Genomic DNA, 22,681 nt, shown 5'->3' on the forward strand with positions numbered 1-22,681 from the left:
CATGCGCGCATCCGGGCTGCATGGATTCCCCGTTACCTGCGATGCCCCGAGACGCTCGCGCCCACATCCGGTGGCAGGCGCAGGACGGATGGCAGCGAAGCCAGCACCACCGCGCCCGCAATGAGAAAGGCGATGGCGAACTCGCGCGCACCGGGCGCCGCCGCGCCCGTCAAGGAGGCGGCCGCCGCGAGGCCGACGGAGCCGAGGACGACGCCGAGCGCCTGGCCAAGCTGCTGCATCGTGCCCGACATCGCCGTCGCGGCAGCCAGCTTCGACTGAGGGACGTCCGCGAAGGACAGCGTCGCGAGCGAGGTGAACTGCAATGCGCGCGTGAGGCCGCCAAGCGCGAGCACGACGAAGATCGCAGCCAACGGCCAGGCCGGCGTGAAGGCGGCACAGATCGCGACCCCACCCGCAGCCAGGACGGCGTTCACGCTCAGGACTGTGCGAAAGCCGTAGCGCATCAAGAGCGGACGGACGAGCGGCTTCATGGTGAAGGCGCCGAGCGCGGTCGCGAAGGTGATCAGGCCGCTCGCGCTGGCGGAGAGGCCAAACACGATCTGGAGCTTGAGAGGCAGAAGGAATGGCAACGCCGAGGCGCCGATCCGAAAGAGGCTGCCGCCACCCATTGAGACCCCGAAGCTTTGCAGCCGAAGTAGCGAAAGGTCCACGGCCGGGCGCGCGGCGCGGCGCGAATGCCGGACGGCCAGGACGCCCGCCAGAATGGCCAGGGTCAGCATCGTCGGCGCAAACCAGGCAGGCGCGATGTCGCGCCCCGCTGTCTCAAGTCCGGCCATGAGGACAGCCAAGGCGAAGCCCCACAGGCCAAGGCCGAGCGCATCCAGCGGACCAGGATCCTGAGGCTCGACGTCCGGGATGAAGCGCCACACCAGCAGCAGTCCGATCACGCCGACGGGGATGTTCAGCCAGAACACCGCGCGCCAGGAGATGGCGTCGGTCAGCAATCCGCCGATCGGCGGCCCGAGCACCGGACCGAGCAGGCCCGGCATGGTCAGCCACGTCATCGCGGTGACCAGCTCTTCCTTGCGGATGCGACGAAGCAGGAGGAGACGACCGACCGGCACCATCATGGCGCCGCCAAGGCCCTGGAGGACGCGGGCCGCGACAAGCGAGCCGAGGCCCTGTGCCAGTCCGACGAGGGCCGAGGCGAGGGTGAAGACCACGATTGCGACCATGAAAACGCGACGCGCACCGAACCGATCCGCCACCCAGCCGGAGACCGGGATGAAGACGCACAGGGCAACCAGATAGGATGTGATCGCGACCGACAGGTGCACCGGGTCCACTGCGAGGTCGCGCGCCATCGCCGGCAGCGCCGTCGCCACCACGCTTGCGTCGAGGTTCTGCATGAAGAGCGCGCTGGCGACGATCGCCGCGATGATGCGCGGGTCCTTCGCCTCAGCCACCGGCCATCTCGCGCAGCCTGGCGCGCTGGACCTTGCGCCCGTTCGGCCCGTCGACCATTGGGAGTTCCGGCAGCACGACGAGGCGCGACGGCGACTTGAAGGTTGCGAGCTGCGAACGGCAGGCTTCGAGGACAGCGGACGAATCGAAGCCGGCGCCGGGAACGACGAAGGCCACGGCGCGCCCGTCATGCGCCACGACCTGCGCGGCCGTCACGCCCGGCAGCGCAAGCAGAAACCCTTCGATCTCCTCGGGCGCGACAAGAAAGCCACCGAGGCGGAGCGCGTCGCCGGCCCTGGTGACGAAGTCGAAGCCGCGCCCGTCGGGATGCGCCGTGGCGAGATCGCCGGTCCGGAACCAACCATCCACACCGCGCGCGCGCGCCGTCGCGTCCGGATCGCCGAGATAGGAATCGAAGAGCGATGGTCCCCGCACCAGCAGTTGGTCGTCCGGGCCGATCGCGAAGGCCGCCGCGTCACTCGCGGGGAGGCCGCCGCCGACCGATGCATGCACGCCGCCAGGATCCTGCAATGCGAAGAGCGCCTGCGCCTCCGAACTGCCGTAGACGCCGCGTGCGGCGAGGCGCAATCGCGCACTTTCGGCCATCACCCGGTCGGCCTTGCCGTGGAAGTTGGCGAAGCCCGTGAAGGCCAGGGAGTTGTATGGGCTGCCTGCCACCTCGGCCAGACGCAGCAGGAGATCGTCGCCGCCGACCAGGTGCGTCACGCCCGTGCGGCGGATCGTCGCATCGGCCTCTGCAGCGTCGAACCGCGCCATCGGCTGGATTACCGCCCCGCCGGCCAGCGCGGCCATCGCGGCCGCGAGGCCGAAGGTGCCGCAGAGCGGCACGGCCGCAAGGAAACATGCGCCCGGGACGTCGAGGCCTATGCGGGCCGACACCTCCGCAGCATGGGCCGCGATGCTCCGCTGCCGGTGCAGCACCAGCTTCGGCCTGCCCGTCGTGCCGGATGTGGTGAAGGTGAGGCATTCGGCATCGGGCGTTGCGGCGTCAGGCGCCTCCCGCGCGCTGTCGAGCTCCGTGAACGGCCGAACCGGGAGATCGAGGAGATTTCCGACGCCAAGCGGGTCAACGCCGATGACCAGCCGCAGCGAGACGCGCTGCGCGGGCTCGACGGCAGCCAGGATCGCCGCTGCGTCCACGGCTTCGAAATCCCGCGCGACTGCGATCGCTGAGGGGCGTGCACGGGCGAGGAGCGGGCCGATCTCGGCGCTGCGGAATCGCGTGTTGAGCAGCACCGCGCATGCACCGCGTCGCGCCAGCGCTGCCAGCAGGAGAAGCAGGCCGGGCCCGTTCGGGAGGAAAAGCGCAACCCTGTCGCCGGGGCCAACCCCCTCCCGCGCCAAGCCTCCGGCGAGCCGCCTGACGGAGGCAGCCATCTCGGCCCAGGTCAGCCCAGGCAGGGCAGCGGAGTCCGGGCGGCGCGCGGCGGTCGCTTCGAGGAGCTCGGTGATGGTGCCAGGCCAGGACATCATCACCCATCTTGGTCCGGCCCCGATGGTGCCGCCAGACCGGACGCGACGGGGAGCTAGGTCAGAGGCGCGCAGGCCGCTGCGAGCCACGCACGCGTCCTGTCGTCCACCAGAGGTCCGACCTCTCGCAGCACGCGCGCGTGGTAAGCATCCACCTGCGCGCGCTCGTCCTGCGTCAGCAACCCGACATCGATCAGCGCGCGCTCATAGGGCGCAAGGGTGAGGACTTCGAACTCCAGGAACGGCTTTCGCTGGCCGGGCTGTTCGGCCGACGGGCGCACCATCAGCAGGTTCTCGATGCGGATTCCGTAGGCGCCAGGCTCGTAGTAGCCCGGCTCGTCGGACAGGATCATGCCCGGCTTGAGCGGCACCGGTTTCGCGGCACGGCTGATGCCAGCGGGCCCCTCGTGCACCGAGAGGAAGCTGCCGATGCCGTGCCCGGTGCCGTGGTCGTAGTCGAGGCCAGCCTGCCACAGGGCGCGCCGCGCGATCGCATCCAGGTGCGGCCCCGCGACGCCCTCCGGAAAGCGCGTGGCCGCCAACGCCAGATGCCCCTGAAGCACACGCGTGAAGCGGGCGCGAAGCTCAGCCGGCGGGTTGCCCGGCCCGGTCCAGAGCGTCCGCGTCACATCGGTGGTCCCGTCGCGATACTGTGCGCCTGAGTCGAGCAGGAACACCTCGTCGGGGTGGATGGCGCGATCCGTCTCCGGCGTCGCGCGGTAGTGCACGATCGCGCCGTGCTCCCCTGCGCCCGCAATCGCGGGGAAGCTTTCCGCCACGAAACGCTCACCTTCGGCGCGCAGCGCCAACAGCTGCGACGCAGCCTTCATCTCCGTCAGCCCTTCGCGGGGCGCTGCCGCGAACCAGGCGAGGAACCGTACCAAAGCGACTGCGTCGCGCCGATGGGCGGCCCGGGCGCCCTCCTGCTCCGTCGGGTTCTTGCGCGCCCGGGGAAGGCGGCACGGATCCTCAGCAGCCACGACGGTCGCGCCGGCTGCACGCAGCCGACGGGCGAACCAGGCCGGCGTCGCGTCCGGATCGAGCCGCAGGGTGCGGCCCGCCATGCCGTCCAGCGCCGCTGCCAGCTCGCCCGGTGGGCGAAGCGTCACCGCGCTGCCCAGATGTGCACGGAGGGCGACATCGGCGCGACCGGGGTCGAGGAAAAGTTCGACACGCCCGTCCGACATCAGCAGGGCCTGGGCGAGGAGGAGCGGCGTGTGGACGAGGTCGCGTCCGCGGATGTTGAGGAGCCATGCGACGGAATGCGGGTCGGCCAGGACAGCTGCATCCTCACCGGCCTTGCGCAGTTCGGCAGCGGCCGCTTCGCGCTTCGCGGCGGATTCGAGGCCCGCGAAGGCCAGCGGGTGCAGCTCGCCGGGACTGGCCGGCGGCACGGGGCGGTCGGCCCAGACCGCGTCGACCGGATTGGCATCGACCTGCACGAGTTCGGCGCCGGACGCGGCCAACCGCTCGACGGCGGCTTCCGTGTGGAGCCAGGGATCGTAGCCGATCCGCGCTCCGGCCGGCTCTGCCTTCAGCGTATCGACGGGCGGCTGCTCGAGAAGATGCCGCAGGGTCCAGAGCGCGCGGTCGGTCTCACGGTCGGCCTGGGTCGTGTAGCGGCCATCCACGAACAGAAAAGCGCGGTCGCGCAGCACCAACGCGAGTCCTGCGCTTCCGGTGAAGCCGGTAAGCCAGGCCAGCCGCTCTGCCGATGCCGGCACATACTCGCCGAGGAATGCGTCGCCGCGCGGGACCAGGAAGCCGTCCAGTCCCAGCCGGCCGACCTGCCCCCGCAACGACGCCAAACGGTCGGAGAAGGGCGGACGCTCGCTCGGTTGCTTCATCACGGCACCCCCGCCATCAAAGCATGCATCCACAGGAACCAATGCGATCAACGCATGTCTCTGGTGTGGCTTTCGCGCATCGCCTGTGGCCTGGACGTCCCTATCTTCCGGTCATGCAGCGAAGCCAGTGAGGGGCCATGGGGGCCCGCCGGCGAACGCTGCATAGCGAGAGCATCATGGATCCCCGTCGAGCCCCGGAACAGAGCGGGCTGTTCCATTCGAAAGCGCCGGCCAGCGCCGAGATCGAGGCGATTCGCCTGGCAGCTGTCCGCAGCCGCGATGCGGCGATCGCCGACATCCTCCAGAGGGCGGCGCGGCGTGTTGGCGCCGTGTTCTCCGCAGTTGCCGACGCCCTCACCAGTTGGCCCGAGCGACGCGCCACCTACGAGAAGCTGAAGCGGCTGAACGATCGCGAACTGGCGGACATCGGCCTGACGCGCGGCGACATCGCCCGGGTCTTCGAGCCTGATTTCCAGCTGCCTGTCGGCCGCGCCGCCAACGGCAACGAGGCCGCCGCGCAGGCCCGTGCCAAGGCTGCCTAGAACAGAACAACTCACGCCTCACTCCGCGGGGTCACCCCCCCTCTCAGCGCCCCGCGGACGCACGGGGCCGGCACCTTCCCCTCTCCCGGTGCCGGCCCCGTTCTTCTTGCAGCCGCGCCTTGCGGCGCACATCGATCTACGCCGGCTTGCGTAGCACCAGCGTCGTCCAAGGCCCCACCGGCAAGGCACGTTCGAGCCGGAGTCCCTGGCGACGATGTGCCGCGAGCACCATGCGCGCCTGCGTTCCGAGCAAGCCGGCGAGGATCGCCGTGCCCCCCGGCGCAAGGGCGGTCGCTAGTTCACGCGCCATCGCACACAGCGGGCGCGCCAGAATGTTCGCGAAAACTAAGTCGTAAGGTCGGCCGCGCCGGACATGTCGCTCGGCCCAGCCATCGGCCAGCCGCGCACGGACGCGGTCGCCGAGGCCGTTCATGCGCGCGTTCTGCTCAGCGACGCGAACACTCCAGGGTTCAATGTCCGTGGCCAGCACCCTGCAGCGCAGTCGCTTCACAGCTGCCATGGCGAGAATGCCGGAGCCGGTGCCGAGATCGAGCACACGCCGTCTTGGCCGACCGTCGCGGGCGATCCGCGCCAAGGCGACAAGGCAACCGCGGGTCGAGGCGTGCTCGCCCGAGCCGAATGCAATCCCGGCGTCCAGTACAAGCACGATCCGGCCATAGGTGCGGCGCGGCGCGACATGGGTCGGCCGGATCAGGAAGTCGCCGCCAATCTCCTGCTCGCCGAACGCCGCAACCGTGCGTGCGAGCCACCCTTCGGCCTCCACGGCCGCCGCCTGCAGTTGCGGGTGCTCCATGCCGGTCATCGCGGCTGCCAAGGCCAAGGCGCCGGCCAGTTCGTCATCACCGGCACCACGCGACCGCACGCCCTCGACGCGCCACGTGTCCGTGGCTTCGTCGCGGAACAGCGAAACGGAACGACAGACGGTCTGCAGGGCGGCCTCGAAGGTCGGAACGGCCTCCTCGGGCAGGGCGTCCAGCCAGATGGTCTCAAGGGGATCGGCGCGCCGGTCGCGCTTTGCCGAATAGACGTCGCGCGGCATCAGACCTCGCTTGCCCGGCGAACGAAGCGGTCGAGCACGCGCTTCGTATCCGCCTTGTCAAAGGCGACTTCCAGGCGGTCGTCGTCCACGGCGGTGACGGTGCCGTAGCCGAACTTGTCGTGGAAGACGCGCTCGCCTCGCGCGAAGCCCGTCTCCTGGGCGGGGCGCTCCTTCACCTCCCAGGATCCGGCCTCGATCACGCGGGGGCGGCGGGCGAGCAGCCCACCGCCGGAGAAGACGGAGGCCACGTCAGCCGCACGGTTCGCTCGGCCGGTTCCACCTTCCCGAAGGATCATGTCCTCCGGCAGTTCGTCCAGGAAGCGAGAGGGGATCGCAGGCGACCAGTTGCCGTAGATGCGCCGGTTCGCAGCATGGCTGATGATCGCCCGCCTGCGGGCCCGCGTGATGCCGACATAGGCGAGCCGCCGCTCCTCCTCCAGCGCCTTCTCGCCGCCCTCGTCCAGACTGCGCTGCGACGGAAAGAGGCCTTCCTCCCAGCCCGGCAGAAAGACAGTGTCGAACTCCAGGCCTTTCGCGGCGTGCAGCGTCATGAGCTGCACGCGCTCGGCCTCGGTGTTCTCATCGTTCTCCATGACCAGCGCCACGTGATCCAGGAAGCCAGCGAGTGTCTGGAACTCGCCCATGGCGCGCAGCAATTCCTTGAGGTTCTCAAGTCGGCCCTGGGCCTCAGCGTTGTTCTTCGTCGCTTCCGCCTGCCACATCGCCGTGTAGCCGCTCTCGTCGAGAAGGGTCGCGGCGGCGACGACGTGGCCGTCCTTCTCGTTCGCCTGCCGCCATCGCGCGAAGCCTTGCATCAACTCGCGGATTGCGGAGCGCGGCTTCGGCTTCAGCGAATCTCCCTCCACTATCCGTTCGGCGGCGGTCGCCAAGGGCACGCGTTCGGCCCGCGCCCGCTCATGCAGCGCGCGCATTCCCGAATCGCCAAGCCCGCGCTTGGGCACGTTCACGATGCGCTCGAAGGCGAGGTCGTCCGCCGGTTGGTGCAGCACGCGTAGATAGGCCAGCGCATCGCGGACCTCCTGACGTTCATAGAACTTCAGCCCTCCCACGACGCGATACGGTACGCCGAGGACAATCAACCGCTCTTCGAAGCTGCGCGTCTGGAACCCTGCCCGGATCAGGATCGCGATCTGGCTCAGCGGATGCCCGACGCGCCGCGCAGCTTCGATCCGCTCGCCCACCATCCGCGCTTCCTCCTCGCTGTCCCACAGCGAGACGACGCGCACCTTTTCCCCATCCGCATCATGGCGCCCGGGGCGCAGCGTCTTGCCCAGCCGCCCCGTGTTCCGCGCGATCAAGCCGCTCGCGGCGCCCAGGATGGGGCGGGTCGAGCGGTAATTCGACTCCAGGCGCACCACGCTCGCGCCCCGGAAATCCTTCTCGAAGCGGAGGATGTTCTCGATCTCAGCGCCGCGCCAGGAGTAGATCGACTGGTCGTCATCGCCGACACAGCAGATGTTCTGCGGCTCGGGCTCGGGGCGCTGCGCCAAGAGGCGCAGCCAGAGATACTGCACCAGGTTGGTGTCCTGGTACTCGTCCACCAGGATGTAGCGGAAGCTCCGGTGATATCCCGCCAGAACGTCGGGGTGCGTGCGCAAGATCTCCGTCACGTGCAGCAGCAGGTCGCCGAAGTCCGCCGTGTTCAGCGCACGTAGCCGATCCTGGTAGTCGGCATACAGCGCGCGAGCACGACCGCCGGCATAGTCCGTGTCTTCAGCCGGCGTCACGCGGCCAGGCGTCAGGCCGCGGTCCTTCCATCGCTGGATCTGCGCCATCAGGCCCTGCGCTGGCCAGCGCTTCAGGTCGACCGCCGCGGCCTCCATCACCTGCTTGAGGAGGCGCAACTGGTCGTCGGCATCGAGAATTGTGAAGGAGGAGGTGAGGCCGACGAGCTCCGCGTGCCGGCGCAGCATCCGCGCGCAGAGTGCGTGGAAAGTGCCGAGCCAGAGACCTTCGACGGGCCGCCCGAGAATGCCGGCGATGCGTTCCCGCATCTCGCGCGCGGCCTTGTTCGTGAAGGTCACGGCGAGGACCTCCCAAGGCCGTGCCCGCCCGCTGACAAGGATGTGTGCAAAGCGCGTCGTCAGCACCCGGGTCTTGCCAGTGCCGGCTCCGGCAAGGACGAGCAGCGGCCCGTCCAGCGTCTCCACCGCCTCGCGCTGTTCAGGGTTGAGCGCCTCGAGGTAGCTGCTCATTGGCAGGTGCCGACACTCCCGACGGCACAGATGCGCTGCCCATCGTTCCAGCGTGCGCCGTCAAGTATCGCGCCGGAAAAGTCGGCGCCCGTCAGCACGGCTCCGGTCAGGTCCGCGCCCGTCAGGTCGGCGCGGAACAGCCGGGCCCGGCGGAGATCGGCTCCCTTGAGAATCGCTCCGCGCAGGATCGCACGGGTGAAGTCGACCTCGCGCAGCGTTGCCTCCTGCAGCACGGCACCTTCGAGGTCCGCCGAGACGAAACGTGCATCCGTCGCGTCGGCGCCCGCCATCTTCGCGCCGGTCAGCCGCGCTCGCTGGAAGGAGGCGTCGCGCAGATGCGCTCGCGTCAGGTCCGCCCCCGACAGGTCACGGCCATCGAGAAGGCAGCGTCGCCACGTGACCTCCGGTGCAGGCGGGTCGGTGCAGGCGGCGAGCGCCGGCTGGGCGATGAGCGCCACCAGCAGGGCGAGGGCAAGTTGGGAGTGACGGGGCACGATGCGGCATATAGAACGGGGGTCGAACACATCCAACCGTCTCCGCAACGCCACCTCGCCTTGGGCCCGGTCAAATCCTTCCTCGAATGGTCGGCGCGCAGAGCCGGACTATTGCTTGCGGGCTGCATTTTCGTCGGCGTCGCAGTGCCGCCGCTCGCCGCGCTGTTGCGCGACACGCTGACGGTCACGGTGGCAGGCCTGATGACGTTGGTCCTGCTCCGGATCGACCTCGTGCAGGTCCTCGGCTATCTGCGCCGCCCGCTGCTGGTCGCGGCGCTGCTTGTCTGGATCCTCATCGCCTGTCCGCTGATCGTCTTCGCCCTGGTGCAAATGGCGGGCCTCGACGGGCCGCTCGGTGCCGCACTCGTCATCATGGCCACTGGCTGCGCGGCGACCTCCTCCCCTGCCTTCGCTCGGCTGGTGGGGCTCGATGCTTCGATATCGCTCGTCGTCGCCGTCGTCTCGACGCTCCTCGTGCCTTTCACAGCGCCGCCGCTCGCGCTGGGATTGCTCGGCATCGATCTCGCGATCTCGATCTGGGGACTGATGGCGCGCCTAGCCCTGATCGTCGGCCTGCCGCTGCTGCTCGCGCTCGCCATTCGGCGCGTCGTGCCGGCGGAGCGCCTCGGTGGCTGGTCCGGCATGGTGGACGGCACGGTCGTCCTGCTGCTGGTCATCTACGGGATCGGCGTGATGGACGGCCTGCAAGCGAAGCTGCTCCTGGACCCGCTATGGGTCGCGGGTGGGCTTGCGCTCGCCTTCATCGGCAATTTCGGGCTGAACGCGCTGACGGCTGTTGCGTGCCTCCCGGCCGGCCGGGGCGTCGCGCTCGCCACGGGGCTCCTGAGCGGCAACCGGAACATGGCACTTTACCTGGCGGTCCTTCCGGCCGCGACGGAACCGCGCATCCTGCTCTTCTTCGCACTCTGCCAGTTCCCGCTCTTCCTGAGCCCATTCCTCCTGCGTCCGCTCTATGGTCGCCTACGGCACGCCGGCCTGACAGGCTGACTCGCGCAGCGCTTGGGGGTTACGCTGCCCCCCGACACGAATGGAGCGACGCATGACGTCTTGGCCTGCCGCGGCACGTCCTGGCGAGCCGGCTGACCCTGGCCGCCCCTGGCACTGGGTCACTCGGGCAGAGGATGCCGGGTCGCATCCCTTGCCGATCGGCTGGAACCCGCATCTGCGGCATTGGGTGCTCTGGGACGGAAGCACCATCGGGTCGGAAGAGGCGGCCCGTCGCTTCGCCTACCTGGGACCTTGCCTGACGCCGGCGGAGACCGAAGCGGTTGTGGCAGACGCCGTTGCGGCGACCACACCGGCTGCGCCCCCGCCGGAGCGATCCCCGGAACCGCTCCGTGGGCTTGCGGCGCTGGCCGCCGCAGCGGCGCCGGATCCACCGGCCGCAATGGTATTCCGAAAGGACGCTATCCGCATCCACCTGCTGGTGTTCGCCGGGACGCTGTTCGGGACCCTGTTCCTGATCGACAAGTTCAACCTGATGCGGTGACCCGCCGGTTCAGCCGGTTGGAGCGTCTGTCCGCGGGGCGCGCACCCCGAGCAGATGCGCAATCGCATAAGTCAGGTCAGCACGGTTGAGCGTGTAGAAGTGGAATTCGTCGACGCCGTTGGCCTGCAGGAGTCGCACCTGCTCGGCCGCGACGACCGCGGCGACCATTCGCCGTGTCTCCGCGTCGTCTTCGAGTCCGTCGAACAGCTTCGCCATCCAGCCAGGCACAGAAGCGCCGCACATCGCGCTGAACTTCTGGACCTGCTTGAAGTTGGAGACCGGCAGGATGCCCGGCACGATCGGCACGGTGATGCCGGCCGCGGCGCAGCGGTCAATGAAGCGCAGGTAGATGTCGGTGTCGAAGAAGTATTGGGTTATAGCGCGGGTCGCCCCCGCATCAATCTTGCGTTTGAGAAAATCGAGATCGGCCGACGCGGACGTCGCGGCCGGATGGGTCTCGGGATATGCGCCGACGCTGATGTCGAAATCTGCGATGCGCCGCAGCCCGCGGACGAGATCCTCCGCCTGCGCATAGCCGCCAGGATGGGGCGTGTACTCGCTGGCGCCGGCCGGCGGATCGCCGCGTAACGCGACGATGTGGCGAACGCCGGCCGACAAGTACTCGCGCGCCACTTCGTCAACCTCATCGCGCGTCGCGCCGACGCAGGTCAGATGCGCCGCCGGGGTGAGTGACGTTTCGCGTGCCAGCCTGGCAACCGTCTCGTGGGTTCGGGCCCTGGTCGAGCCGCCCGCGCCATAGGTGACCGAGACGAAACGCGGGGCCAAGGGCTCCAGCCGTCTGATCGATGCCCAGAGTTGCTGCTCGAGTGCCTCATTCTTCGGCGGGAAGAACTCGAACGACAGCTTCGGAGGCGGCAGTTCCGTGGGCTGTGGCAAGCCGGCCACGCGCGGTCCCGTCAGCCAGCGCTGCAGCGTCCCGGCATTCATCGCGACGTTCATGGTTCTCCCCCGCGGCGGCGCGATGCCACCGCACGCCCATGCAAGCGCCCGCGCGGAACGGCCGTTCCGCCGTGGCTGGCGAGCGCATATATAGGGGGCCTGCGGAGCCCGAAAGCCCCGGGACGCACCGCCCGCCGCCTCGTCTTTGGCACAGGAGAGACTGGTTGATCGTTGGTCACCTCCCGCGTTCGGTCCTGGCGCTGGTCTGTGCGGCCGCTGTGGGCCTTGGCGCTTGCGCGACGCGCCCGGATCCGGCCGACACCGAAGCCGTCGAGGAATTCAGGGCCAACAACGATCCCCTGGAGCCGCTGAATCGCGGCATGTATTTCGTGAACGAGGGCCTCGATACGTTGGTCATCCGACCCGCCGCCGAAGCCTATCGGATCTTCTTGCCGCCGGAACTCCGCTCCGGCGTTCGCAACGTCCTCGGAAATCTGCGGACCCCGGTCATCCTGGTGAACGACCTGTTGCAGGGCGAGACGGACCGGGCCGGCGTCACGATCGGGCGTTTCGTCCTCAACACCACGCTTGGCGTGGGAGGCATCTTCGACGTCGCGACCGGCTTCGGCCTGCCTGGCCACGCAGAGGACTTCGGGCAGACCCTGGCGATTTGGGGGGTTTCGGAGGGTCCCTATCTGTTCATCCCGTTTCTCGGGCCGTCCAATCCCCGCGACCTCGTCGGGTTCGGGGTCGATGCAGCCAGCAATCCCCTGACCTGGATCTCCGGCAACGAGTTCTTCGATGCCGCGACGAACACGCGCATCGTCCTGCAGGGGCTCGATACGCGGGAGGGGCTGATCGAGCCTCTCGACGCGGTCCGGAACAGTTCGCTCGACCCCTACGCGACGATCCGGAGCGCCTACAGGCAGCGCCGGGCAGCCGAGATCATGAACCGGGACACCGCCGCGCCAGCAGCGCGAGGCACTGGTTTTGGCGCCGGCACAGGCGGTGCCGGCCAGGCGAGGTGAGCGGCACGCCCATGCAGCTCGATCGCGGCGCCGCAGTTTGAGGATGTTGTCATGCCGATAATGACCCGTCGCTTCGTGTTGGCTGCCGCATCCGTGGCTGTGACCTGCGCAGCGCGTGGCGCCGCCGCGCAGCAGATCGATCTCGGTCGCGCGACCGGCTTCATCCAAGCGACCGGCAACGAGCTCGTCGCCGCCATCAACGCCTCGAACCTGACCGCGGCCGTCCGTCGAGAGCGTGTGGCACAGATCCTCCGGCGCGCCGTCGATGTCGATGGCGTCGGCCGCTTCATCCTGGGGCGATGGTGGCGTGCCGCGACACCGGAGCAGCAGGCTGAGTACATGCAGCTGTTCGAGCAGGTGTTGCTAAGGAACCTGTCCGCCCGGTTTGGAGAGTATCAGGGCGTTCGTTTCTCTCTCGGGCGTACGCAGGCTCGCACCGAAGAAGATGCTCTGGTCAGCACCATCGTCGAACGACCAAGCACTCCGCCGTTCGGACTTGACTGGCGGGTCGCCGAGATCGGCGGCGCACCGAAGGTCGTGGATGTCATCGCAGAGGGAACGAGCCTGCGCCTGACGACACGCAGCGAGTACAGCAGCGTGATCACGCGGAACAACGGCAACGTGGGAGCCCTGCTCGTCGCGATGCGGCAGCAGATCCAGCAATTGACGCAGCGCGAGGGCGCTTGACCACTTGGCGCTAGGCGAGGCTCTCGAAAATCAGCATGCGGTGAGACTGGTGTAGAAACGCTCCGCATTCCTTCATGCCGATGTCGCTCAGCACCGCGCGGGACGCCTGGTTCGTCTCCCGAGCCACAGCAATGATGCGCTTGAGCCCCGCCCGATGCCCGAACTCGAGGGCGGCCACCGCTGCCTCCCGCGCGTAACCCTTGCCGCGGCATTCCGGCCACAGGGCGAACCGTAGCGCGACACCGCGGCCGTCGGGGCGCTCCATCAACCCGCATATGCCCAGGAAGTCGCCAGTCGTCCGCTCGAACACGCTCCAGGTGCCGTAGCCACGGACCAGCCAGAACTCCATGTCGTCTTCGAGTTCCTCCTTCGTCCGATCGGGACTTCGAACGCCATGGAGCATGAAGCCGAACACGCGTTCGTCGCCCTTGAGCCGGATCAGGTCCGGCAGGTGCTCCGGCCCGGGCGGGAGCAGCGAGAGACGCGGCGTATGCAGAGTGCGGGGTGCGGAGAGGATCGGTGTCGTCACGCAGCGTCCAGGCGGATCGCGTAGCCGTCCCCCTCCGCGACGAATTCGGCGAAACCCGTGGCGACGCGCGCATCCGGCCGGGCGCGATGGAGCGCCCTGAACAATGAATCCGGACTGCCCGGCGGCGGCCAGCGCCGCGGCATCGCGCCAACGTCGACCAGGGCGCGCGCGATCACCTGGGCACAATTGCCGCCCACGGCGACGAATCGCGGCGGACGCTCCGCGATATCCTCCCAGATCCGCGTGAAGAGCAGGGCGGCCTCGCGCCCGACCTCCACGACACAGAAGGTGGTCGGGCAGCGCCGTGCCCGCGCCTCCGCCGCGATCATGTATTCTGGCCGGTCACGGAGCAGCGCCCGCGCATCGCGCACCATGCCGGGCGCGACGATGGCCAGACGCCGGTCACGCCTCGTCCTGGCATAGTAGCCGACCGGGACGCCGCCCGGCAGGACAGCATCGGCATGGCCGCCCTCATCGGTGCTTCGCACCGTCGGCCCGGCCTTGTACCGGCAGGCGATCCCGACCTCTCCCGGGCCGACGCGCAGCCACACGGTCGGCGAACGCTCACCAGACACGCGCGGGAGCCTATCGTTCGAGCGGGCGGTATTTGATCCGATGCGGCTGATCCGCCGCGGCGCCAAGGCGTCGACGCTTGTCGGCCTCGTAAGCGGCGAAGTTCCCTTCGAACCACTCGACGTGGCTGTCGCCTTCGAAAGCCAGGATATGCGTCGCGAGGCGGTCGAGGAACCAGCGATCATGGCTGATCACGACGGCGCAGCCCGCGAAATCCTCCAGCGCATCCTCAAGGGCGCGCAGCGTATCGACGTCGAGGTCGTTGGTCGGCTCGTCGAGCAGCAGCACGTTGTGCTCGCGCTTCAGCATCTTCGCGAGGTGCACGCGGTTGCGCTCGCCGCCCGAAAGGATGCCGACGCGCTTCTGCTGGTCCGCACCCTTGAAGTTGAAGGCGGCGACGTAGGCGCGGGACGGGATGGTGCGCTTGCCGATGGTGATCTGGTCCATCCCGTCCGAGATCTCCTGCCAGACGGTCTTGTTGTCGTCGAGGCTGTCGCGCGACTGGTCCACGTAGCCGAGCTTCACGCTGTCGCCGATGGTCAGCTTGCCGGCATCCGGCTGCTCGACGCCCGTGATCATCTTGAAGAGCGTGGACTTGCCGGCGCCGTTCGGCCCGATGATGCCGACGATGCCGCCGGGCGGCAGCTTGAAGTCGAGATCCTCGATCAGCAGGCGATTGCCGTAGCCCTTCCGCAGATTCTCGGCCTGGATCACGAGATTCCCCAGGCGCGGCGCGGGCGGGATGACGATCTCCGCCTCGCCGGGGCCCTTCTCCTGGCTCTTCTGCAGCAGTTCCTCATAGGCGGTGATGCGGGCCTTGCTCTTGGCCTGGCGCGCCGCAGGGCTGCGCCCGATCCACTCCTGCTCGCGCGCAAGCTGGCGCTGCCGCGCACTCTCCTCGCGCTCTTCCTGCTGCAGACGCTTCCGCTTCTGATCGAGGTAGGAGCTGTAATTGCCCTGGTAGGGGAAGCCGCGGCCGCGATCGACCTCGAGGATCCAGTTCGTCACGTTGTCGAGGAAGTAGCGGTCGTGGGTGACGACCAGGACGGCGCCCTGCCACTCGCGCAGCGTCTTCTCGAGCCACGATACGCTTTCGGCATCGAGGTGGTTGGTCGGCTCGTCGAGCAGCAGGAGATCCGGCTTCTCCAGCAGCAGCTTGCAAAGCGCGACCCGCCGCCGCTCACCACCGGAGAGGTGGCCGACCGGGCTGTCGAAGGGTGGGCAGCGCAACGCATCAAGTGCGATCTCGATGCGTCGCTCCAGCTCCCAGCCTTCGGCCGCGTCGATCTTTCCCTGCAGCTCGGCCTGCTCGGCGAGCAGGGCGTTCATCTCGTCCTCCGACATCTCCTCGGCGAACTTCTCGGAGATCTCGTTGAAGCGGGCGAGCTGCGCCGAGAGCTCGGTGAACGCCTCCATGACGTTCTCGCCGACCGTCTTGTCGGGGTTCAGATGCGGCTCCTGCGGCAGGTAGCCGACCCGCGCGCCCTCGGCGGCCCAGGCCTCGCCACCGAACTCCTTGTCGATGCCGGCCATGATCTTGAGGAGGGTCGACTTGCCGGCCCCGTTCGGCCCGAGCACGCCGATCTTGGCGTCGGGGAGGAAGGACAGGGTGATGCCTTTGAAGACCTCACGGCCGCCCGGGTAGGACTTCGTGAGATCCTTCATCACGTAGACGTACTGCCAAGCGGGCATGGAGCGGGACTTCCGGGCGTGTGGGGAGAGGCGCGGGTTCTATCGTGCTGTGTGGCGCGAGGCCAGACGCGACGTCGGCCTCCCGCCGTCGCGGCGCGTCCGCCGGAGGGCTGCCGGCTGGAGGAGCGGACGCAACGGGGACGCGGGCGAGCGCCGGAATGGGCCCGGAGGGACTCGAACCCCCAACCAAGCCGTTATGAGCGGCCAGCTCTAACCGATTGAGCTACAGGCCCGGAGAGCCACTGATCGCCAAAGCGATCAGCCGATGCAAGCCCGGCGCTGGCCGGATCAGCCGGCCGCCTTCGCCCGCGCGATGGCTTCGGCGACATAGGCCTTCGCCTGCGCCGCATCGCCCCACCCAAGTATCTTCACCCACTTCCCAAGCTCCAGGTCTTTGTAATGGGCAAAGAAATGCTGGATCTGGTCGATCGTGATTTGCGGCAGGTGCGTGTATTCCGTGACTTTCTCGTAGCGCTTCGTCAGCTTCGGCGACGGCACGGCAATGATCTTCTCGTCGTGCCCACCGTCATCCTCCATCAGCAGAACGCCCACCGGCCGGACGTTGATGACGGCACCCGGCGCGATGGGTCGGGTGTTGGCCACGAGCACGTCGAGCGGGTCGCCGTCCCCGCACAAGGTGTGGGGAACGAAGCCGTAGTTCCCCGGATAGCGCATCGGGGTGTGCAGGAAGCGGTCGACGAAGAGCGTCCCGGATGCCTTGTCCATCTCGTACTTGATCGGCTCGCCGCCGACCCCGACCTCGACGATGACATTCACGTCCTCAGGCGGGTTGTTGCCGATGGGGATATGCTCGATGCGCATGGGGCGCGGGGGCTCCTTCCGACGGGTGGGAGCATCAACCACAAAACGGGGCCCGCCGCGAGAGGCGCGCGCCGCCTCGAGGGGGCGGTACCGGCCAGGACTTTTCCACTTTGGGTGGCGTTGCCAGCCAGGGTGCCTTCGCGCAAGGTTCTGATGGGCCCGCAGGCCGGGCCGGCCCGAGTGAGCGCGCCCCCATCGCGCCCCGTGGCCGGCTGACTGTCGGCTCCAGGGAGACATGAGGGGGTAAGCGGCCTTGATAACAATATCGGTGCTTCTGATCATCGTGCTGGGGGCGCTCTCGATCGCCTACGGCGTGAAGACGTCCAAGGAGATCATGGCGCTCGACGCCGGCTCCGACCGAATGCAGGAGATCGCGAAGGCGATTCAGGAAGGCGCATCGGCCTACCTCAAGCGCCAGTACACCACCATCGGCATCGTGGGCGCCGTGCTCTTCGTGCTGATCCTGGTGGCCTTCGGCTTCGGCGGGCACGCCTTCGCGGTGGCAATCGGCTTCCTGATCGGCGCGGTGCTGTCGGGGGCAGCAGGCTTCATCGGCATGAACGTCTCGGTGCGCGCCAATGTCCGCACCGCCCAGGCGGCGACACAGTCGCTCGCGCAGGGCCTCGACGTGGCGTTCAAGTCGGGCGCCATCACGGGCATGCTGGTCGCGGGCCTCGCGCTGCTCTCGATCGCTGTCTACTTCCTCATCCTGGTGCCGATCGGCGGCGCGGCGCCCAACAGCCGCCTGGTGATCGACGCACTCGTGGCGCTCGGCTTCGGCGCTTCGCTGATCTCGATCTTCGCCCGTCTCGGCGGCGGCATCTTCACCAAGGGTGCGGACGTCGGCGGCGACATGGTCGGCAAGGTCGAGGCCGGCATCCCCGAGGACGACCCCCGCAACCCGGCCACCATCGCCGACAACGTGGGCGACAATGTCGGCGACTGTGCGGGCATGGCGGCGGACCTGTTCGAGACCTACGCGGTGACCATGGTCGCCACCATGGTCCTGGCGGCGATCAGCTTCGGGGCAGAGGCGCGGGTCGCCGCGATGCTCTTCCCGCTGGCGATCGGCGCGGTCTGCGTCGTGACCTCGATCGCGGGCACCTACTTCGTGAAGCTGCCTGCCAACAACTCGATCATGGGCGCCATGTATCGCGGCTTCGTGGTCACCGGCGCGCTCTCGCTCGCTGCGCTGCTGCCGCTCTCCTACCTGGTGTTCGGTACCGGGACGGTGACCGCGGGCGGGCACAGCTTCGGCGCCTTCAGCCTGTTTCTCTGCGGCGCGGTCGGGCTCGCGGTGACCGCGGCGATCGTCTGGGTGACGGAATACTACACCGGCACCGACTACCGCCCCGTGCGCGCGATCGCCGAAGCCTCGCAGACCGGCCACGGCACCAACGTGATCCGCGGCCTCGCGGTGTCGATGGAATCGACCGCGCTGCCGGCGCTGATCATCATTGCCGGCGTGCTGTCCTCTTACGGCCTTGCGGGGCTGTACGGCATCGCCATTGCGACGACGACGATGCTGGCACTCGCAGGCATGGTCGTGGCTCTCGACGCCTTCGGCCCGGTCACCGACAATGCCGGCGGCATCGCCGAGATGGCCGGCCTCCCGAAGGAGGTCCGCGTCTCGACCGATGCGCTGGACGCGGTTGGCAACACCACCAAGGCGGTGACCAAGGGCTATGCGATCGGCTCGGCGGGCCTCGGCGCGCTGGTGCTCTTCGCGGCCTATACGCAGGACCTCAGCTATTTCATCGCCAACCCCGCCAGCTACCCCTACTTCGCAGGGCTTGGTGAGCTGACGTTCAGCCTGTCGAACCCCTACGTCGTGGTCGGCCTGCTGTTCGGCGGCCTGCTGCCCTATCTCTTCGGCGGCATGTCGATGACCGCGGTCGGCCGCGCGGCCTTCGCGGTCGTCGAGGAGGTGCGGCGCCAGTTCCGCGAGAAGCCGGGCATCATGACGGGCGCGGACAAGCCGGATTACGGCCGGGCGGTCGACATGCTCACCAAGGCGGCGATCAAGGAGATGATCATCCCTTCGCTGCTGCCGGTGCTGAGCCCGATCGTCGTGTTCCTGGTGATCCTGCTGATCGGCGGCAAGGCCGCGGCCTTCTCGGCGCTCGGTGCGATGCTGCTCGGCGTGATCGTCACCGGCTTCTTTGTCGCGGTCTCGATGACGACCGGCGGCGGCGCCTGGGACAACGCCAAGAAATACATCGAGGAGGGCAACTATGGCGGCAAGGGCAGCGAGGCCCACAAGGCCGCCGTCACCGGCGACACGGTCGGCGACCCCTACAAGGATACGGCCGGTCCCGCGGTGAACCCGATGATCAAGATCACCAACATCGTGGCCCTTCTCCTGTTGGCGATCCTCGCCCACAGCTGAGGCTCACGGCACTGGCGTCGAGCGGGCCGGCGGAGCGATCCGCCGGCCCTTTTCGTCTCCGCTACCCGGCGACGCCGAGCAGCATCAGCCGCCGCAACTCGCTTTCCTGCGCACGCAGCAGCCTTGCTGCCTCGCTCTGCGAGAGGACGCTGGTATTGGCAGCCATCCAGGCATGGCCGGCCGCGACACGCTCGAGCGCGGCCCGCCGAGCGTCCTCCGCGGGCCGCTGGCGGTCCAGTTCCGCGCGCCTGGCCGCCACCAGGTCCTGGAGCGCCGCTCGTTGCTGCGGCGTTGCGTTGCGAGGCAGTGCCGGCGCCTCGATGGCCGGCTGCGGAGCCTCGGCCAGCAGCGCCGAAGACTGGCGCTGCAAGGCCGCGACGGCAGCCTGGAGATGCGGGTCGCCCAGTTGAATCGCAGTGCGGAGATAGGGAGCGCGTGTGTTGCGCCGCGCCGTGTAGCCCATGATCTCGCCGAGATTCGTGAGCGCCGCGGCGCCTTCCGGGTCGAAGGGCTGGACCTTCTCGGCAAGCGCCGTCAGCGGGTTCTCGCGCTGCCGCGGCCAGCCGTCGTCGGCGAGATAGGCCAGCAGCCCAAGCCAGGAGGCGATGCCTTCGTTCAGCGCCTGCACCGCGCCCGCTCGCCCCTCGGCGGTGACGGGCGCCGGGGGTGGAGGGAGGAGAGCGGGGTCGGACGCGACACGGCTCGCCTGCAACGGCAGGACCGCTTCCCGCGCCTGCGACGACCAGTCGCGCACTGCCGAGTAGTCCGGCGAACAGCCGGCAAGCAGTGCGGCACCGACGATCAAAGCACTCCGCATCCTGACCCCCCTCTCCACGCTCCCCAGTCTAGGAGCGCCGAGGCCGGAACGGAAACCGCCCGCTCAGATCCGCAGCCGGTCGGGAATACGCAGGCCGAGCCGCTGCGGCACCGGCCAGACCTCCCGAACCGTGCGCAGCACCCGGAAGCCGGCCGCGATGTAGTTCGGCAAGGCGCGCGGATGGTCAGCCGTGCAGGTGTTCACCGTCACGACCGAGGGGCGATCGACCCAGGCGGTATCCACGGCGTGGCGCAGCAGGCCGCGCCCCAAGCCCTGGCCGATCACGTGCGGCATCAGGCCGAAGTAGGAGAGGTTGACGCCCCCGTCGCCGCCGCGCCGCTCCAGTTCGTAGAAGCCTGCGGGCTCGCCGTCCCGGTATAGGACGTGGATGGAGACGTCCGGCCGGGCGAGCAGACCTGCGATCTCGTCGTCCGGGACGGTGCGGCGCAGCCACCAGACCCAATCCCGCCCCACCGTATCGTAGAGATAGCGGTAGAACGGAACCGAGCAGCGGGAGACCCGCACCACAGCCGAGCCGTCGGGGAGCGCCGGCGCCGCATCGCCGGGTGGCGCATCCATCCGGAGGAAGGTCACCTCAACGGCGATACGTGTGACCGGTTCGCGCGCCGCGCTCATGGGCCGGTCAGTTGTCCAGGAAGCTGCGCAGCTTGCGCGACCGGCTCGGGTGCTTGAGCTTCCGCAGCGCCTTCGCCTCGATCTGGCGGATGCGCTCGCGCGTCACGTTGAACTGCTGGCCGACCTCTTCGAGGGTGTGGTCGGTGTTCATGCCGATGCCGAAGCGCATGCGGAGCACGCGTTCCTCGCGCGGCGTCAGGCTCGACAGCACGCGCGTCGTGGCCTCGCGGAGGTTGGACTGGATCGCGGCATCGAGCGGGATGATCGCGTTCTTGTCCTCGATGAAGTCGCCGAGATGGCTGTCCTCCTCGTCGCCGATCGGCGTCTCGAGGGAGATCGGCTCCTTCGCGATCTTCAGGACCTTGCGCACCTTCTCGAGCGGCATGCCGAGCTTCTCGGCAAGTTCCTCCGGCGTCGGCTCGCGGCCGATCTCGTGCAGCATCTGGCGGCTGGTGCGGACCAGCTTGTTGATGGTCTCGATCATGTGGACCGGGATGCGGATGGTCCGCGCCTGGTCCGCGATGGACCGCGTGATGGCCTGGCGGATCCACCAGGTCGCATAGGTCGAGAACTTGTAGCCGCGGCGATACTCGAACTTGTCCACCGCCTTCATCAGGCCGATGTTGCCCTCCTGGATCAGGTCCAGGAACTGCAGGCCGCGGTTGGTGTACTTCTTGGCGATCGAGATCACGAGGCGGAGGTTCGCCTCGATCATCTCCTTCTTCGCCTGCGTCATGTCCCGCTCGCCACGGGAGACGGTCGCGTAGACGCGCTTGAACTCGTCCACCGGCAGGCCGGTTTCGCCGGCGACCTTCGCGATCTCGCCGCGGACCGCCTCGACGTCGTCCTTCGACTTCGTGACGAAGGCCTGCCAGCCCTTCCCCTTCAGCTTGGCGAGCCCGTCGAACCAGGCCGGGTCGAGCTCGTGGCCACGCCAGCTCTGGATGAACTCCTCGCGCTTCACCTTGTGGCCCTCCGCCATGCGGAGGATCTGGCCTTCCAGGGTCGTCAGCCGGCGGTTCAGTCCCTTGAGCTGGTCCACCAGCTCCTCGATGCGGTTGTTGTGGAGATGCACCTTCTCCACCAGCGCGACGAGCTCCACGCGCTGCTTCTCGTAGGTCTTCTCGCTGCGCGCGGAGGTCTCGCCGCCCGAGGTGTAGGCGTCCATCCGCTTCGCGGAGAGCTTCTGCAGCTTCGAATAGGCGCTCTCGATCGCCTCGAACGCAGCCAGCGCCTCCGGCTTGAGCTTCTCCTCCAGCGCCGAGAGCGACAGGCCGAGGCCGCCGCCTTCCTCGTCGCCCTCCTCGAATTCCTCCTCCTGCGCCTGCGCCGCACCCTCCGGGTTGTTGGCGCCGGCCGTCGCCTCGAGGTCGATGACGTCGCGCAGCAGCATGCGGCCTTCCTTGACCGCGTCGTGCCAGGCGACGATGGCCTTGAAGGTCAGCGGGCTCTCGCAGAGCCCGCCGATCATCATGTCGCGCCCGGCCTCGATGCGCTTGGCGATGGCGATCTCGCCCTCGCGCGAAAGCAGCTCCACGCTGCCCATTTCGCGGAGGTACATGCGGACCGGGTCGTCGGTGCGGCCGAGGCTTTCCTCGTCCACATTCCCGCCCGACTCCTCGTCCTCTTCCTCTTCGGCCTTGGCGACGGGCTTGGGCGCGGCAGCCTCGCCGTCCTCGCCTTCCTCGTTCTCGACGACGTTGATCCCGAGGTCCGAGAGCATCGCCATGGTGTCCTCGATCGTCTCGGAGGACACCTGTTCGGACGGCAGGGCGGCGTTCAGCTCGTCATAGGTGACGTAGCCCCGCTCCTTGCCGCGGGCGACGAGCTTCTTGACGGCCGCCGACTGGATGTCGAGCAGCACGCCCTCCACCGCCTCGTCGCGGCCTTCGACCGTCTCGGCGCCGTTGGCGACCTTGGTTGCCATGCCTGACCCTGCTCCGTCGTCCTGCCGGCGCTCCGTTCCGGCTTTCGCCGGCACGCCGCCTTCCGGGCCGCCATCACCCCGCCGGTGATGCAAAGG

At 68.6% G+C, this 22,681-nt stretch carries 20 protein-coding genes and 1 tRNA gene; 6 read left to right on the forward strand and 15 right to left on the reverse strand.

Going from position 1 to position 22,681, the window contains the following annotated elements; translation table 11 throughout:
- Positions 1-32 precede the first annotated feature (32 nt).
- Genes L2I40_RS00050 through L2I40_RS00060 form a run of 3 tightly spaced genes read right to left on the reverse strand, consistent with a single transcriptional unit; the run spans position 33 to position 4,763 of the window.
- Positions 33-1,427, reverse strand: coding sequence for a DHA2 family efflux MFS transporter permease subunit (locus L2I40_RS00050; protein WP_272910914.1), 1,395 nt, complete (start codon positions 1,425-1,427; stop codon positions 33-35).
- Positions 1,420-2,916 carry an AMP-binding protein gene (locus tag L2I40_RS00055; protein ID WP_237212803.1) on the reverse strand — a complete coding sequence of 499 codons (1,497 nt, stop codon included), beginning with the start codon at positions 2,914-2,916 and terminating at the stop codon, positions 1,420-1,422. Before L2I40_RS00055 ends, L2I40_RS00050 begins: the two co-directional genes overlap by 8 nt.
- A 56-nt stretch (positions 2,917-2,972) precedes the next feature.
- Positions 2,973-4,763 (reverse strand): aminopeptidase P family protein, encoded by a 1,791-nt coding sequence (locus L2I40_RS00060; RefSeq protein ID WP_237212804.1) that lies wholly within the window; start codon positions 4,761-4,763, stop codon positions 2,973-2,975.
- Positions 4,764-4,900: 137 nt separating this feature from the next.
- Between L2I40_RS00060 and L2I40_RS00065 the strand changes: the two genes are divergently transcribed.
- Positions 4,901-5,305: a DUF1127 domain-containing protein gene (locus tag L2I40_RS00065; protein ID WP_237212805.1), complete on the forward strand. Its 405-nt coding sequence runs from the start codon at positions 4,901-4,903 to the stop codon at positions 5,303-5,305.
- 136 nt (positions 5,306-5,441) lie between these two features.
- Here L2I40_RS00065 and L2I40_RS00070 read toward each other — a convergent pair whose 3' ends face one another.
- The 3 genes from L2I40_RS00070 to L2I40_RS00080 are packed head-to-tail and all read right to left on the reverse strand — an operon-like array spanning position 5,442 to position 9,105.
- Entirely contained in the window at positions 5,442-6,365 is a 924-nt protein-coding gene (locus L2I40_RS00070) for a 50S ribosomal protein L11 methyltransferase (RefSeq protein WP_237212806.1), read from the reverse strand.
- Complete coding sequence (locus L2I40_RS00075) at positions 6,365-8,581, reverse strand: ATP-dependent helicase (protein WP_237212807.1); 2,217 nt, start codon at positions 8,579-8,581, stop codon at positions 6,365-6,367. The genes L2I40_RS00070 and L2I40_RS00075 overlap by 1 nt, the downstream gene beginning before the upstream one ends.
- Positions 8,578-9,105, reverse strand: a complete 528-nt coding sequence (locus L2I40_RS00080) for a pentapeptide repeat-containing protein (protein ID WP_237212869.1) — start codon at positions 9,103-9,105, stop codon at positions 8,578-8,580. Before L2I40_RS00080 ends, L2I40_RS00075 begins: the two co-directional genes overlap by 4 nt.
- 81 nt (positions 9,106-9,186) lie before the next feature.
- Between L2I40_RS00080 and L2I40_RS00085 the strand changes: the two genes are divergently transcribed.
- Together L2I40_RS00085 and L2I40_RS00090 are read left to right on the forward strand one after the other, a co-directional pair.
- Positions 9,187-10,083 carry a hypothetical protein gene (locus tag L2I40_RS00085; protein WP_237212808.1) on the forward strand — a complete coding sequence of 299 codons (897 nt, stop codon included), beginning with the start codon at positions 9,187-9,189 and terminating at the stop codon, positions 10,081-10,083.
- 151 nt (positions 10,084-10,234) lie between these two features.
- The gene (locus L2I40_RS00090; protein ID WP_237212809.1) at positions 10,235-10,585 is read left to right on the forward strand and encodes a hypothetical protein; all 351 of its coding nucleotides are present in this window, start codon (positions 10,235-10,237) and stop codon (positions 10,583-10,585) included.
- A 9-nt stretch (positions 10,586-10,594) separates the two neighbouring features.
- Here L2I40_RS00090 and metF read toward each other — a convergent pair whose 3' ends face one another.
- Entirely contained in the window at positions 10,595-11,545 is a 951-nt protein-coding gene (metF, locus tag L2I40_RS00095; protein WP_237212810.1) for a methylenetetrahydrofolate reductase, read from the reverse strand.
- 164 nt (positions 11,546-11,709) lie between these two features.
- On the opposite strand from metF, the gene L2I40_RS00100 reads away from it, so the two are divergent.
- Both L2I40_RS00100 and L2I40_RS00105 read left to right on the forward strand, forming a co-directional pair.
- Entirely contained in the window at positions 11,710-12,513 is an 804-nt protein-coding gene (locus L2I40_RS00100; RefSeq protein WP_237212811.1) for an MlaA family lipoprotein, read from the forward strand.
- A 60-nt stretch (positions 12,514-12,573) separates the two neighbouring features.
- Positions 12,574-13,200, forward strand: coding sequence for an MlaC/ttg2D family ABC transporter substrate-binding protein (locus tag L2I40_RS00105; protein WP_237212812.1), 627 nt, complete (start codon positions 12,574-12,576; stop codon positions 13,198-13,200).
- A 10-nt stretch (positions 13,201-13,210) separates the two neighbouring features.
- On the opposite strand, the gene L2I40_RS00110 is transcribed toward L2I40_RS00105, so the two are convergent.
- From L2I40_RS00110 to ppa, 5 genes are all read right to left on the reverse strand, one after another.
- Complete coding sequence (locus tag L2I40_RS00110; RefSeq protein ID WP_237212813.1) at positions 13,211-13,729, reverse strand: GNAT family N-acetyltransferase; 519 nt, start codon at positions 13,727-13,729, stop codon at positions 13,211-13,213.
- Entirely contained in the window at positions 13,726-14,304 is a 579-nt protein-coding gene (locus L2I40_RS00115; protein WP_237212814.1) for a hypothetical protein, read from the reverse strand. The genes L2I40_RS00110 and L2I40_RS00115 overlap by 4 nt, the downstream gene beginning before the upstream one ends.
- Positions 14,305-14,314: 10 nt before the next feature.
- Positions 14,315-15,994: an energy-dependent translational throttle protein EttA gene (ettA, locus tag L2I40_RS00120; protein WP_237212815.1), complete on the reverse strand. Its 1,680-nt coding sequence runs from the start codon at positions 15,992-15,994 to the stop codon at positions 14,315-14,317.
- 159 nt (positions 15,995-16,153) lie between these two features.
- Positions 16,154-16,227: transfer RNA gene (locus L2I40_RS00125), tRNA-Ile, on the reverse strand.
- Between the two features lie 55 nt (positions 16,228-16,282).
- Complete coding sequence (ppa, locus tag L2I40_RS00130) at positions 16,283-16,816, reverse strand: inorganic diphosphatase (protein ID WP_237212816.1); 534 nt, start codon at positions 16,814-16,816, stop codon at positions 16,283-16,285.
- Between the two features lie 268 nt (positions 16,817-17,084).
- Here ppa and L2I40_RS00135 point away from each other — a divergent pair, with 268 nt between their 5' ends.
- On the forward strand, positions 17,085-19,205 hold the full coding sequence (locus L2I40_RS00135) for a sodium-translocating pyrophosphatase (RefSeq protein ID WP_456305719.1): 2,121 nt from the start codon (positions 17,085-17,087) through the stop codon (positions 19,203-19,205).
- Positions 19,206-19,266: 61 nt separating this feature from the next.
- Here the strand turns inward: L2I40_RS00135 and L2I40_RS00140 are convergent, their stop codons facing one another.
- The 3 genes from L2I40_RS00140 to rpoD form a co-directional block, all read right to left on the reverse strand.
- Positions 19,267-20,010 (reverse strand): hypothetical protein, encoded by a 744-nt coding sequence (locus L2I40_RS00140; protein WP_237212817.1) that lies wholly within the window; start codon positions 20,008-20,010, stop codon positions 19,267-19,269.
- 75 nt (positions 20,011-20,085) lie between these two features.
- Positions 20,086-20,658 carry a GNAT family N-acetyltransferase gene (locus tag L2I40_RS00145; RefSeq protein WP_237212818.1) on the reverse strand — a complete coding sequence of 191 codons (573 nt, stop codon included), beginning with the start codon at positions 20,656-20,658 and terminating at the stop codon, positions 20,086-20,088.
- Between the two features lie 7 nt (positions 20,659-20,665).
- Complete coding sequence (rpoD, locus tag L2I40_RS00150; RefSeq protein WP_237212819.1) at positions 20,666-22,585, reverse strand: RNA polymerase sigma factor RpoD; 1,920 nt, start codon at positions 22,583-22,585, stop codon at positions 20,666-20,668.
- Positions 22,586-22,681 lie beyond the last annotated feature (96 nt).

It is taken from the genome of Falsiroseomonas oryziterrae (assembly GCF_021864505.1).
GTDB classification, from domain to species: domain Bacteria; phylum Pseudomonadota; class Alphaproteobacteria; order Acetobacterales; family Acetobacteraceae; genus Falsiroseomonas; species Falsiroseomonas oryziterrae.

Excerpts from the sequence above, each read along its gene's own strand:
- L2I40_RS00055 (WP_237212803.1), bottom strand. The coding sequence starts at position 2,916 with ATGTCCTGGCCTGGCACCATCACCGAGCTCCTCGAAGCGACCGCCGCG.
- L2I40_RS00145 (WP_237212818.1), bottom strand. The coding sequence starts at position 20,658 with ATGAGCGCGGCGCGCGAACCGGTCACACGTATCGCCGTTGAGGTGACC.
- ettA (WP_237212815.1), bottom strand. The coding sequence starts at position 15,994 with ATGCCCGCTTGGCAGTACGTCTACGTGATGAAGGATCTCACGAAGTCC.
- metF (WP_237212810.1), bottom strand. The coding sequence starts at position 11,545 with ATGAACGTCGCGATGAATGCCGGGACGCTGCAGCGCTGGCTGACGGGA.
- L2I40_RS00105 (WP_237212812.1), top strand. The coding sequence starts at position 12,574 with ATGACCCGTCGCTTCGTGTTGGCTGCCGCATCCGTGGCTGTGACCTGC.
- L2I40_RS00060 (WP_237212804.1), bottom strand. The coding sequence starts at position 4,763 with ATGAAGCAACCGAGCGAGCGTCCGCCCTTCTCCGACCGTTTGGCGTCG.
- L2I40_RS00070 (WP_237212806.1), bottom strand. The coding sequence starts at position 6,365 with ATGCCGCGCGACGTCTATTCGGCAAAGCGCGACCGGCGCGCCGATCCC.
- L2I40_RS00065 (WP_237212805.1), top strand. The coding sequence starts at position 4,901 with ATGGGGGCCCGCCGGCGAACGCTGCATAGCGAGAGCATCATGGATCCC.
- ppa (WP_237212816.1), bottom strand. The coding sequence starts at position 16,816 with ATGCGCATCGAGCATATCCCCATCGGCAACAACCCGCCTGAGGACGTG.
- L2I40_RS00075 (WP_237212807.1), bottom strand. The coding sequence starts at position 8,581 with ATGAGCAGCTACCTCGAGGCGCTCAACCCTGAACAGCGCGAGGCGGTG.
- rpoD (WP_237212819.1), bottom strand. The coding sequence starts at position 22,585 with ATGGCAACCAAGGTCGCCAACGGCGCCGAGACGGTCGAAGGCCGCGAC.